Raw genomic sequence first — 11,163 nt, forward strand, 5'->3', positions numbered from 1 at the left:
AGCGGTCGATTCCAGGAGAACAATCATGGCCATGCTCGAACCAGGCCTGTTCGCCGGGAGCAATATCCCTGACGACACGCGTGCAGTGGCGGCGGCAGTCAAAGCGCGCATAGCGAAGCTTCCGCCGGTGTGGACGGCCAACCATGCCAAGCCGATGCGTGACGCTCGCCACGCCGGTATTGGCGATTTTCCTCCCGTCGTGCGGTCCCCGAGAGCGCAGACGATTCATATTCCAACACTTTCCGGCGATCTCCCACTTCGGGTGGTGGCCTCGCCGGCGCCCAAGGGTATCTATCTTCACATTCATGGCGGCGGTTGGTTCATGGGCGCGGCCGATCTGCAGGATCCCAAGCTCGAAGCGCTCGCGGATGACGCTCAGCTGGTTTGTGTGAGTGTCGACTATCGCCTCGCACCCGAGCATCCCTATCCAGCGGCGCTGGAGGATTGTGTCGCGGCGGCAACGTGGCTGGCTGAGAATGCAGCACGCCGCTGGGGCGCGGATCGGCTCGTCATTGGTGGAGATTCATCCGGCGCTCACCTGGCGGCGCTAACGCTCCTGCGAACGCGCGACACTTTGAAGCGTCGCTTCATCGGTGCGCACTTCATCTTCGGCTTCTTCGATCTGGCGCTGACACCTGGCGCCCGGCAGTTCGGCGAAGAACGCAGCGTGCCTCGCACCGGTGACCTGCGTGGCTTCGTGGACGCGTTCATCGGTCCCGATCGCGATCGGCGCTCGCCGGATGTATCGCCCCTCTACGCCGACCTGTCCAGCCTCTGTCCGGCACTGTTCGTGGTCGGCACCGAGGATGCGTTGCTTGATGATACGATGTTCATGCACATGCGCTGGCTCGCGGCAGGAAATCCCAGCGAGCTGCACGTTTACTCCGGCGCACCCCACAACTTCGTCGCCATGCCCTGCCGCGCCGCTGTCGACGCGCATGAGAAGGCGATTACCTTCATCCGACGCTGCCTTGACATCAAACATCCTCATGAGAAATGACGCCGCAATGAGCGGCCGCGAACGAGCGATCGAAAATCACGACACCACCGCGGTACGTGAAGGCTTTACCTTCGACATCGCGGCTCTCGATGCCTGGATGCAGGCGAATGTCGAGGACTATTCCGGGCCGCTCTCGATCGAGCAATTCAAAGGTGGCCAGTCGAACCCGACATACAAACTGGTCACACCGGGCCGATGTTACGTACTGCGCCGCAAGCCGCCGGGGCAACTGCTCAAGGGTGCCCACGCTGTCGAACGTGAAGCGAAGGTGCTGACCTCGCTCGGCAAGGCCGGCTTTGCCGTGGCGCATGTCTATGGACTTTGCACCGATGAGGACGTCATCGGCACCTGGTTCTACGTGATGGCGATGGTCGAGGGTCGGATTTTCTGGGATGCGGCCTTTCCTGGCATGCCGCCGGACACGCGAGCCGCGCATTTCGATGCGATGAAACGCGACGCTCGCCCGGCTCCACAGTCTTGATTACGAAGCGCTGGGTCTCGCTGACTTCGGCCGGCGCGGTAACTACATCGAACGGCAGATCGAGCTGTGGTCGAGGCAGTATCTGGCTGACACCGAGGCCGGGCGCGACGTCCACATGGATCGGCTGGTCGAATGGCTGCCGGCGAATATTCCATCGGGCGATGAGACCAGCGTCATTCACGGCGATTTCCGCTGCGACAATTTGATCTTCCATCCCACCGAGCCGCGGATCGTCGCGGTGCTGGATTGGGAGTTGTCGACGCTGGGGCACCCCGGGGCGGACTTCGCCTATCACGCCATGATGTATCGAATTCCGCCCCACATCGTAGCGGGGCTGGGTGGAGTGGACCTCGCTGGGTCGGGCATCCCGAGCGAGGCGGACTATCTCGCCGCGTATTGTCAGCGCCGTGGGATCGAGCGCCTGCCGAGCTATGACTTCTACATCGCTTTCAATTTCTTCCGCCTCGCGGCGATATTCCACGGCATCAAGGGCCGTGTGCTTCGAGGTACCGCAGCCTCGGCGCAGGCCCGCGAGCGTGTGGCTGTGCTGCCGCAGTTGATGTCGCTCGCCTGGGCGCAGGCGGAGAAGGCGGGCGCTTGAGCGCCGTCATGGGTCGTCGTTCTTTGCCACGATGGCCTCGCCTCGCACAACCTCGCCAATGCCCTCGACGTTGACCCACAAGGCGACGCGCAGACACGCCTCACCGGCATATTGAACCTCCTCGAGGACTTCGGCGAAACAGGTGGGCGTCGTCAGCACCGGCGTGATGGAGGTGAAGCGCACGGACCAGCGCCGTACACTGGACGGCCCGGCCCAATCGGTGAGAACTCTGCCAAGTTGAGCCATCAACAACATGCCGGGTACGATGACATCGTCGAACCCGTTTGCCCGGGCCGCGTCTACGTCGATGTGGATGGGATTGTGATCTCCCGAGCCGCCTGCGAAGAGCGCGAGCTGCGTGCGGCTGAACCTGCCTGGAGACAGGGGCGTCAGTCGTTCAGTCATGGCTTGCGTATGATGCCGACCATGCGCGAGCGGACACACAGCTCGTTGCGTTGATTGAACGCTTCGGTCTCGACCACGACGAATGTAAGCCTGCCTTGTTTCTTCTCATAGCGATCCACCAGACGCCGATGCAACACGATGTCCTCGTTCGCATGGATGGGATGGAAATATTCGAAAGTCTGCTCGCCGTGAAGCAGTCGGGTGGGATCGATGCCGAGCTCATTCGACCAGGTTTCGGCTCCGAAGGCCAAGGTGCCCAGCGTATATAGGAAGGTTGGCGGCGCCAGCGGGCCAGGTAAGCCCGCTGCGGTCGCCGCCGCTGTGTCGAAGAATAGCGGGTTGGTCTCGCCGACCGCCTTTGCGAACAGCTTCAGCTGTCCCAGCTCGACGCGCATCTGGCGTTGCGAGTGGTTCATTGCGCCGGTCTCGTGCGGTCATGAACGGGGGTAGTAGTCGTCGAAGGCTTGCGACTCGAGTTGCCACACAAACGCGCGGCTCAGCTTGCCATTTGCTATTTCATAGACGCACAGCCGCGGCACGATCAGCGGGGGCTTGCCGGGGCGGGTGTGCTGCTCGTTGATGAGGGCCGCCACCATCGTATCGCCGACCACCAGGAGGGTGGGCGATCCCACCAGCTTGATGTTGCCGCCGTTCAATTCCTGCAGGCGCAGCAGGTACTTCACGGCTTCTTCGGTGTTGTTGATGTTGCCCGAGAGCTCGGAATTTCCCGCGATGTAGGCCGGCTTGTCCTTGGCGTAGAAGCGTGCCATGCGCGCGATACCTTCGGGACCTCCGGCGCCATACGCCGCGTAGTAGTCAGTCAACAGTTGGAAGTTCTCACCGGGCGTGGCCATTGCAATTGCTCCTGTTGGACGATGAACCGAAGTGGCGTCAGCGATGAAACGTCACGGTTTCGCTGATCGGAGCCTTGTCGAGCGCAAAGGTGTTCACGGGATTGCCGGGCTCGCGATAGCCGAACGAAATGCCGAACAGCATCTTCAATGCGGGATCGACGCCGAGGACCTCGCGGGCGGTTCCCGCAAACAGGCTGAGCAATGTTTGCGGCACGCCGGCCAGTCCGTGCGCCGCCAGCGAGAGCAGGAAGGTCTGGCCATACATGCCGACATCTCCAGCCACGCGCACAGTTTCATAAACCGGGGCCATGAACAGCAGGGCGACACTCGGCGCGCCGAAGAACTCCAGGTTGCGCATGATCGCGAAGCGACGCTGCTCGGCCGCATCGCGTGCGATGCCGGCTGCCTGAAAATAGGCTGCTCCCTGGGCCTGCTGGCGTTGACGGTAGACGCCGTAGAGATCGTCATAGTTGAAGGGGAAGTCGGGAGTGAATCGTTCCTCGGCTGCCGCCGCGAGCATTGCTTGGCTGAGCTTGTCGCGCGTCGCGCCGGAAGCAATATGGACCACCCACGGCTGAACGTTGGAGTTCGATGGCGCGTAACGTGCATCGTCCAGCACGGCCCGAAGCAAGGCATCGGAAACAGGATCGGGAAGAAAGCTCCGTGCGGATCTGCGACTTCGCACGACGTCATGAAACAGTCTGGTCTCGGGCATCTTGTCCAGCTCCGATATCTTCATCAATGGAAATGCCGCCGCGCTTGCGGCGGATCGAGGACGTATCTAGTTGCGCATCGCGGCTGTGACCGCGTCCGGCTCGAGCGGCGTTCGCGTCGCCAACGTCAGTCGATTCATCGTCATGTAGTAGCCGATCGCGACGATCGCCTCCACGATCTGCTGGGCATCGAAATGGCGAGCGGCGCGTTCGAATACCTGATCTTCCACCTCACCTCCGCGAATCACCTGCATGCCGAAAAACAGCAGGGCCTGGTCGGCTTCGGGAAATGCCCTCGATGACAGGTCCAGCGCCTGAATCGCATCCAGCATCGCGGCTGTGGCGCCAACTCGTTCGGCGATCGGGCGATGCTGAGACCACACGTACTGGCAACCGTCCATGCGCGCGGCGAGCAGAATCAACAGCTCGCGTCGCAAAGCCGGAAGTGCCTGCTCGGTCATGACGGCGCGCCCGAGGCCCAATTGCGGGAGCACGCATGTTTTGGCGTGCGCCATCATCGATATGATGTTCAAACGCATGGGGGCTGCGCGCAGCGTATCGCCGACGGGCCCCTCCATCGTTTCAATATCGACCAGCGGCAGTCGGTTATCGGCGGTGATCTCGGTGGCCATATGTTTTCTTTTCCTTTCAGCTGCGGTAGGCGATCAGGACCGACCGGCGGTGCGGTAGTCGCCGAAACGCCCGTCGCGTTGATCGAGCGCACCGGTGATGCTCTTGCGCAGCTCGGCGACGTAAGCGATCACTTCCGGGGTGAACCACGCCTGTGCCTGCACCTCCGTGCCGGCGCGAATACCGGTGCGTATTCCCATCGCCTCCATCTGACGATGAAGCGCACGCTTGTTCATCTGTTGCAGCGGCGGGGGCACCCTGGCCACTCGCTCGGCGATATCGAGGACCGCGCTCTCCAGTTCATCGGGCGGGAAGGAGCGGTTGGCGAAGCCCCATTCGGCGGCTTGCGTGCCGGAGATCGAGTCGCCGGTCAGCATCATCTCCATCGCGCGGCGCATGCCCAGCAGCCACGGAAAGACCTGATTGTCGGGCGGGCTCATCAGCCGGATCGGCGGATAACCGATTTCGGCGTCGTCGGCGACGTAGACGAGATCGCACGAGGCGGCGAGCTCGCTGCCGCCGGCCAGGCAATAGCCATGAACCTGCGCGATCAGCGGCTTGGCCAGATCCCACAATCGGAAGCAGCCCTCGACGACGTGGCGTGCCCAGTAACCGATGCCGGGCGCGGTATAGTAGGGCGTGCGCCGCTCGCCGCTGTCCTGCACCGAACCCTGCGTCAAGTCATATCCTGACGAGAAACATCTGCCGGCACCGCGCAGAACGATCACGCGAATGTCATCATCGACGTCCGCCTGCTCGAGAACGGCGAACAACTCCCGCCGCAGCTCGTTGCTCATGGCGTTGCGCTTGTGCGGGCGGTTGAGCGTCACACGCAGGATGGCGTCGCGAGGACGGTCGAGCTGCAGGAATTCACACGGGCCATAGCTTTCGGTCATGTCGTGAATCCCTCGTTCCCCTTGCTGGTTGACCGGTCCTGGCCGGCCGGAAGATCAGCAATCTACGCGGGGCGGCCTCTGGCAAACAGGCGGCGGCAAGGCATCCCGGGCATAACGTCTCGTTATATCTTGCGTCGGGGGAGGCGATGGTATTCTTGGCCATCGAAAAAGGGGCGGCATGAACATCCTTAGTCTCAGGTATCTGCTCAAGATCGCCGAGCACGGCAGCATCACGCGCGCGGCGTCCGAGCTTCACATCACCCAGCCGGCATTGACTCGTCACGTCGCGCAACTCGAAGGGGTGTTGCGGGTGAAGCTGTTGAAGCGGCACGGGCGCGGGGTGTGTCTCACCGAACCGGGGCTGCTGCTCAGCGCTCGCGCCAAAACCATCCTGGCGGACATCGACGATCTGTCGGAGGCGCTGCTGGCGCGTCAGACCGAGCCGCAGGGGGAGCTGTCGGTCGGCATGCCTTATTCCTGGTCCGAGAACATCACCGCGCCGGTCATCAAACAGTTCCACGATCGCTATCCGGACGTGCGGCTCAAGATCATTGCCGATTCCAGCGAAACGCTCGAGAGCATGCTCAAGGAGCGGTACATCGATTTCGCGGTGCTCACGATGGTCGAGGACAGTCCCGAGATCGATTCGCGCCCCATCGTGCACGACCGCATCTATCTGCTCGGCGCCAAGGGGAGTGGCCTGGCCCAGATGAAGGAAGTGCCGCTTGCCGAGCTGGCGGCGCGGCCCATCATCCACCAGCACAATGCGACGGTGGTGGTCAAACGGCTCAATCAACGGCTGACGCGCTTCGGTCGAGAGCAGAATGTGGTGGTCAAGTCGACCGCATCGATGATGCTGGAGCTGGCGGAACTGGGCGTGGGTTTCGTGGCGATGCCCGGATGCGCACTGAGCTCGCGACGCTACGAGCTGGAGACAGCGCCGATCACCAACTTTTCAATCACGTGGACGGTCAGCACGCTGCGCACGCGGCCCTCGAGCGCCGCCGTAAAAGCGTACGAGACGCTGCTGCGGCAGGCGATTCGCACGCGGATGTCTTCCGGCGAGTGGCCGGGCGGCACCTTGGTCAAGGGTGCATTCTAGGCGCGTCTTTGCCGACCATGCCGCGTGAGATGGCGAGGTCGAGATGCGCACCCGCGTCCATGACGAGCGTTTCGCCGGTAATGATGGCCGCTTCATCGGAGCAGAAGAATGCGATGCCGCCGGCGATATCCTCTGCCGATGCGGCGCGCTCGAGCGGCATGCTATTCGCCACTTGCTGCATTGTGGTGGCGTAGTCCTCCGGCGAGAAGCGCTCCTGAAACCAGCGCGTCCCCACGAAGCCGGGGCATACAACGTTGATGCGAATGTGCGGGGCCAGTGCGCGCGCCAGTGTTTTCGTCAGATTGATGAGGGCAGCCTTGGACGCGGCATAGGCGGAGCAGGAGCCACCGCCAAACAGTCCGGCGATGGAAGCTACGTTCACGACGGCGCCGCCGCCTGCGGCCCTCATGCCCGGCGCCAGTGCGCGGATCATCTGGTAGGCGCCGGTCACGTTGGTGCGAAAGATATTTGCGAAATCCTCAGCCGACAAGCCATCGAGCTGAGCGTGCGGTACGAACTTCGTCGCCGCCGCATTGTTGACGAGGATGTTGACGGTGCCGACTTCCACTGTCGCCACAGCCGCCAGCCGGCGACAGTCTTCATCGTTGCATACATCCGCTGCGATCGCCGCTGCTCGTACGCCAAGCTTTCGGCACTCGGACGCAGTCTCTTCTGCAGCGTCGCGGCTGACTCGATAGTTGATGGCGACATTGGCTCCGCAGGCCGCCAGCTTCAGCGAAGCGGCGCGACCGATGCCGGTGCCGCCGCCCGTGACAATGGCTGTCTTGCCGCTAAGGTCCACAAACATCTCCAACGATTAGTAGTCGAACACGGCCGCGACGTCGCCAAAGCCCTCGAAGTGGGCGCTGATCGCTGCGTTCGGCCTGGCGGTCAGCAGCGCTGATGGCGAGAGCGTGGCGAGGATCTGACCTGCGCGAATGCCCTGCCGCTCTCGCGCTGCGTTGGCGCCGACGAACACAAGGATGAAAGGATCGACGACGGGATGGCCGCCACGGATGTCGCCCACGGTCTCGTCGCCCTGCTTGGAGACGATGCGCAGCTTGCTGAAGTCGAGCGACTGCCATTCGGGATAAGGCTTGCCGATCACAAAGCCGCCGCTCAAGGTGTTGTCGGCGTACGCTTCGAAGGGGCGTGCAGCGAATTCCTGCATGTCGTTCACGTCGAAACGGAAGGCAAGAAACTCGATGGCCGGCACCGCCTCCGTGGCCTGCGCCACTTCCTCATAGGTGTAGGGGCGCTCGCGCGGCGGCAGATCCTTCTTGGCGCGAAACACGATCTCCGGCTCCCAGATTCGAATGCGAGACATTTCACGCGTGATATGCGCGCCTGACTGAAGCAAGTTGAAGATCGGCGCGATCAGATTGGGCTGGCCTGCCTTGAATGGAAAATAAAGCTTCCATCCTTGCACCGGTCGTCCCAGCCCGTGAGCCAGACCGTCCAGAATCTTCTGCACGTCGAAGAAGGAGGTGGGCTTACAGCTTTCGGGAAAGCCCTTGAGCGGCGCGGCGGCCGTGCCGCGATAGAGGGAGATGATGATCTTCGCTGCTTCATCGGCACTTGCTTGGTCCACGATTCAAACCCTTTGGCGGTTGAGTGGCGTGCGATCGTATCCGTGCCCTGGTGCTCGCAACTAGGCTCGTTCGGGACATCGGAAATATAACGTCGCTGCCGGTTGACGCCGCGGCGAGCGAATGGCGGCACGCTGTGAGCGAGCGCATATCGATTGGTTATGGCCCGGATAACAGGGTCGTACTATTTGGGGGTCGCGCGACGCGCTATTCTCCCGACAGAAAAAGGGGGATCGCATGTCTGAGCTTGCGGGTAAGGCTGCGTTTGTGACGGGTGCCGCCAGCGGCATCGGGCGGGTGACCAGTCTAGCTTTGGCGGCGCGGGGCGCTTTAGTGTGGGTAGCAGATTTCGACCGGGCGGGCTCCAACCGCACCGTCGAGCTGGTTGCGCAAGCCGGCGGCAGGTCCGAAGCGATCCTTCTGGATGTCAGAGATGAAGCGCAGTGGCAGAGGGCATTGGCTCTGAGCGACGGTCGTGACGACGCTCTCGCCGTCCTGGTCAATTGCGCCGGCAAGTCCATGTTCGCCGACACGTTCTCGATGCCACTGGAGGATTTCCGGACCATCATGGCCATCAACGTCGAGGGCACGTTCCTCGGCATGAAGCACGCCATTCCCAGGATCGCGCAATCGGGCGGAGGCGCCGTCATCAACATCTCCTCGCTCGCGGGGCTGAAAGGCATCCCCGGGATGACTGCCTACTGCGGCTCGAAAGGTGCGATCCGTATGATGACCAAGGCGGTGGCGCTCGAGTGCGCCGGGCTGCGTAACAACGTCCGCGTCAACTCGGTTCACCCCGGCGTCGTCGATACGCCCGCCTGGCACAAGCACGATCCGGATGAGCTCGCTCGCTCGCAACGCGGCGCGCCAGAGTCCCACAGTCTCGACCCTCATGAAGTCGCGAAAACGATGGTACCGATCGGTGTCGCCTGCACCGCGGCCGAGGTCGCCGAGACCGTTTGCTTTCTCGCATCGGATGCGGCCCGGCACATCACCGGTGCCGAGATCGCCATCGACGGCGGCATGACAGCTGGTTGAGGACGCCGCATGTCTGAATTCACAGCAAGAGCGGCGTTTGTGACGGGTGCTGGCAGCGGCATCGGGCGGGCGATTGCCAGTGCATTCGCGGCGCGGGGTGCTTTCGTATGGGTGACCGATTTCGATCAGGCGAGCGCCGAGCATACGGTTGCAGTGATCAGGCAGGCCGAGGGCCGGGCGGAAGCGATCCGGCTGGATGTCAGCAACGAAGCGCAGTGGCAGGCGGCCCTGGCCCGGTGCGACGCTCGCAGCGAGGGGCTATCCGTACTGGTCAACTGTGCAGGAACGTCTCGCGTTACCGACACCTTCTCGATGCCGCTCGAGGATTTCAGACGGATCATGGCGGTCAATGTCGAGGGAACATTTCTCGGCATGAAGCACGCTATTCCGCGGATCGCGAATTCAGGTGGCGGCGCTGTCGTCAACATCTCGTCGCTCGCGGGCCTGAAAGGCATTGCCGGCATGGCCGCCTATTGCGGCTCGAAGGGTGCGATCCGCCTGATGACCAAGGCGGTGGCGCTGGAATGCGCCGGGCTCCGGAACAAAGTGCGTGTGAGCTCGGTGCACCCTGGATTGGTCGATACGCCCGCCCTGCGTAAACATATCCAGGACGCCATTCAGGCCGGCCATGGCAGCGGGGCGCACGACGTCGATCCCGATGAGATCGCAAAGACGGCGGTGCCGATCGGCGTCGCCTGTTCCGCGGCGGAGGTGGCTGACACCATTTGCTTTCTCGCATCGGACGCGGCGCGGCACATCACCGGTGCCGAAATCGCCATCGATGGTGGAATGACGGCTGGCTGAAGCGTGCATTCGGGCACGGAGCAGGGCCTCGTATAGTTGAATCGAGCGTAGCCGCTTCCAATGGCTACGCGCATTCCGTCTCTCGCCTCGCACGCCAAAGACGAGCCAGGCGTGCCCAATGTAATCATGAAGAGGATGAGGCATGGATCTGTTTGATCTCACCGGTAAGGTCGCCGTCGTCACTGGCTCGTCGCGTGGCATCGGCCGTGCAATCGCCGAGGCGTTTGCAGCCGCCGGCGCGCGTGTTGTCATCTCGAGCCGTAAACAACCGGCTTGCGAGGAAGTCGCGGCAGCGATCAATGCAAAGCATGGTGAAGAGCGCGCGATCGCGATCGCGGCTAGCATCTCCGATAAGACGGCGCTGCAGATGATGGTTGCCGAAACGCGCGCGCGTTTTGGCAAGATCGATGTGCTCGTCTGCAATGCCGCGTCCAACCCGTACTACGGACCGATGGCGGGGATCAGCGACGAGCAGTTCCGCAAGGTCTTCGACAACAACGTCCTGGCGAACCACTGGTTGGTCTCCATGATCTCACCCGAGATGATCGAGCGCCGGGACGGCGCGATCGTCGTGGTCTCATCGATCGGCGGACTGATCGGCTCCGAGGTGATTGGGGCTTACAACATCTCCAAGGCCGCCGATCTACAACTCGTGCGCAATCTCGCAATCGAATTGGGTCCGCACAGTGTGAGGATCAACGCAATTGCGCCAGGCGTCATTCGCACTGATTTTGCGCGCGCATTGTGGGAGGATCCGGCGGCGCAGGCCGCGCTCGAGCGCGCGACGCCGCTCGGTCGAATCGGCGAGCCCTACGAGATCGCGGGGGCGGCGGTGTTCCTGGCTTCGAAAGCCAGCACCTATATGACGGGCCAGATCGTCATCGTCGATGGCGGTTCGACGATTCGCGGCAGCCTTTGAAAAATCCAGGGGCTTGCCGAGCGACCCATACATATCTCTATGGCTCGCATAATGCGCATGACCTAGTTTACAGTCATACCGACACTTAGACTTTCCCCCTACAAATCCACGGTCTGGCTTCGCAACCGACC

At 62.5% G+C, this 11,163-nt stretch carries 13 protein-coding genes and 1 pseudogene; 6 read left to right on the plus strand and 8 right to left on the minus strand.

The features are described 5' to 3' along the window. Positions 1–25: 25 nt before the first annotated feature. Both VGE08_RS07885 and VGE08_RS26325 read left to right on the plus strand, forming a co-directional pair. Entirely contained in the window at positions 26–1,000 is a 975-nt protein-coding gene (locus VGE08_RS07885; protein WP_331067311.1) for an alpha/beta hydrolase, read from the plus strand. Between the two features lie 7 nt (positions 1,001–1,007). Then, positions 1,008–2,082: pseudogene (locus VGE08_RS26325) on the plus strand (phosphotransferase). A 6-nt stretch (positions 2,083–2,088) separates the two neighbouring features. Here VGE08_RS26325 and VGE08_RS07900 read toward each other — a convergent pair. The 6 genes from VGE08_RS07900 to VGE08_RS07925 form a co-directional block, all read right to left on the minus strand. Beyond that, on the minus strand, positions 2,089–2,487 hold the full coding sequence (locus tag VGE08_RS07900; RefSeq protein ID WP_331067313.1) for a MaoC/PaaZ C-terminal domain-containing protein: 399 nt from the start codon (positions 2,485–2,487) through the stop codon (positions 2,089–2,091). Further along, on the minus strand, positions 2,484–2,903 hold the full coding sequence (locus VGE08_RS07905) for an FAS1-like dehydratase domain-containing protein (RefSeq protein ID WP_331067314.1): 420 nt from the start codon (positions 2,901–2,903) through the stop codon (positions 2,484–2,486). The genes VGE08_RS07900 and VGE08_RS07905 overlap by 4 nt, the downstream gene beginning before the upstream one ends. 18 nt (positions 2,904–2,921) lie before the next feature. Beyond that, positions 2,922–3,341: a hypothetical protein gene (locus VGE08_RS07910; RefSeq protein WP_331067315.1), complete on the minus strand. Its 420-nt coding sequence runs from the start codon at positions 3,339–3,341 to the stop codon at positions 2,922–2,924. Positions 3,342–3,378: 37 nt separating this feature from the next. Next, a complete protein-coding gene (locus tag VGE08_RS07915; RefSeq protein ID WP_331067316.1) occupies positions 3,379–4,056 on the minus strand; it encodes a nitroreductase in 678 nt (225 codons plus the stop codon). A 66-nt stretch (positions 4,057–4,122) separates the two neighbouring features. After that, the gene (locus tag VGE08_RS07920; protein WP_331067317.1) at positions 4,123–4,686 is read right to left on the minus strand and encodes a carboxymuconolactone decarboxylase family protein; all 564 of its coding nucleotides are present in this window, start codon (positions 4,684–4,686) and stop codon (positions 4,123–4,125) included. A gap of 33 nt (positions 4,687–4,719) precedes the next feature. Then, positions 4,720–5,580, minus strand: coding sequence for an enoyl-CoA hydratase-related protein (locus tag VGE08_RS07925; protein ID WP_331067318.1), 861 nt, complete (start codon positions 5,578–5,580; stop codon positions 4,720–4,722). 178 nt (positions 5,581–5,758) lie between these two features. Between VGE08_RS07925 and VGE08_RS07930 the strand changes: the two genes are divergently transcribed. Further along, entirely contained in the window at positions 5,759–6,682 is a 924-nt protein-coding gene (locus tag VGE08_RS07930) for a LysR family transcriptional regulator (RefSeq protein ID WP_331067319.1), read from the plus strand. On the opposite strand, the gene VGE08_RS07935 is transcribed toward VGE08_RS07930, so the two are convergent. Both VGE08_RS07935 and VGE08_RS07940 read right to left on the minus strand, forming a co-directional pair. Then, positions 6,666–7,490, minus strand: coding sequence for an SDR family oxidoreductase (locus tag VGE08_RS07935; protein WP_331067320.1), 825 nt, complete (start codon positions 7,488–7,490; stop codon positions 6,666–6,668). The two genes, VGE08_RS07930 and VGE08_RS07935, sit on opposite strands and share 17 nt — an antisense overlap. Positions 7,491–7,499: 9 nt before the next feature. Next, positions 7,500–8,273: a hypothetical protein gene (locus tag VGE08_RS07940; RefSeq protein WP_331067321.1), complete on the minus strand. Its 774-nt coding sequence runs from the start codon at positions 8,271–8,273 to the stop codon at positions 7,500–7,502. Between the two features lie 235 nt (positions 8,274–8,508). On the opposite strand from VGE08_RS07940, the gene VGE08_RS07945 reads away from it, so the two are divergent. The 3 genes from VGE08_RS07945 to VGE08_RS07955 all read left to right on the plus strand — a co-directional run bounded on the left by VGE08_RS07945 (position 8,509) and on the right by VGE08_RS07955 (position 11,032). Beyond that, positions 8,509–9,309 (plus strand): SDR family NAD(P)-dependent oxidoreductase, encoded by an 801-nt coding sequence (locus VGE08_RS07945; protein WP_331067322.1) that lies wholly within the window; start codon positions 8,509–8,511, stop codon positions 9,307–9,309. Between the two features lie 9 nt (positions 9,310–9,318). Further along, positions 9,319–10,113 (plus strand): SDR family NAD(P)-dependent oxidoreductase, encoded by a 795-nt coding sequence (locus tag VGE08_RS07950; protein ID WP_331067323.1) that lies wholly within the window; start codon positions 9,319–9,321, stop codon positions 10,111–10,113. A 142-nt stretch (positions 10,114–10,255) separates the two neighbouring features. Further along, positions 10,256–11,032: an SDR family oxidoreductase gene (locus VGE08_RS07955; protein ID WP_331067324.1), complete on the plus strand. Its 777-nt coding sequence runs from the start codon at positions 10,256–10,258 to the stop codon at positions 11,030–11,032. Positions 11,033–11,163: the final 131 nt, after the last annotated feature.

It is taken from the genome of Steroidobacter sp., assembly GCF_036406195.1.
In the GTDB taxonomy this organism is placed as follows: domain Bacteria; phylum Pseudomonadota; class Gammaproteobacteria; order Steroidobacterales; family Steroidobacteraceae; genus Steroidobacter.

Coding starts and splice junctions, on each gene's coding strand:
- VGE08_RS07885 (WP_331067311.1), top strand. CDS start 26: ATGGCCATGCTCGAACCAGGCCTGTTCGCCGGGAGCAATATCCCTGAC.
- VGE08_RS07900 (WP_331067313.1), bottom strand. CDS start 2,487: ATGACTGAACGACTGACGCCCCTGTCTCCAGGCAGGTTCAGCCGCACG.
- VGE08_RS07905 (WP_331067314.1), bottom strand. CDS start 2,903: ATGAACCACTCGCAACGCCAGATGCGCGTCGAGCTGGGACAGCTGAAG.
- VGE08_RS07910 (WP_331067315.1), bottom strand. CDS start 3,341: ATGGCCACGCCCGGTGAGAACTTCCAACTGTTGACTGACTACTACGCG.
- VGE08_RS07915 (WP_331067316.1), bottom strand. CDS start 4,056: ATGCCCGAGACCAGACTGTTTCATGACGTCGTGCGAAGTCGCAGATCC.
- VGE08_RS07920 (WP_331067317.1), bottom strand. CDS start 4,686: ATGGCCACCGAGATCACCGCCGATAACCGACTGCCGCTGGTCGATATT.
- VGE08_RS07925 (WP_331067318.1), bottom strand. CDS start 5,580: ATGACCGAAAGCTATGGCCCGTGTGAATTCCTGCAGCTCGACCGTCCT.
- VGE08_RS07930 (WP_331067319.1), top strand. CDS start 5,759: ATGAACATCCTTAGTCTCAGGTATCTGCTCAAGATCGCCGAGCACGGC.
- VGE08_RS07935 (WP_331067320.1), bottom strand. CDS start 7,490: ATGTTTGTGGACCTTAGCGGCAAGACAGCCATTGTCACGGGCGGCGGC.
- VGE08_RS07945 (WP_331067322.1), top strand. CDS start 8,509: ATGTCTGAGCTTGCGGGTAAGGCTGCGTTTGTGACGGGTGCCGCCAGC.
- VGE08_RS07950 (WP_331067323.1), top strand. CDS start 9,319: ATGTCTGAATTCACAGCAAGAGCGGCGTTTGTGACGGGTGCTGGCAGC.
- VGE08_RS07955 (WP_331067324.1), top strand. CDS start 10,256: ATGGATCTGTTTGATCTCACCGGTAAGGTCGCCGTCGTCACTGGCTCG.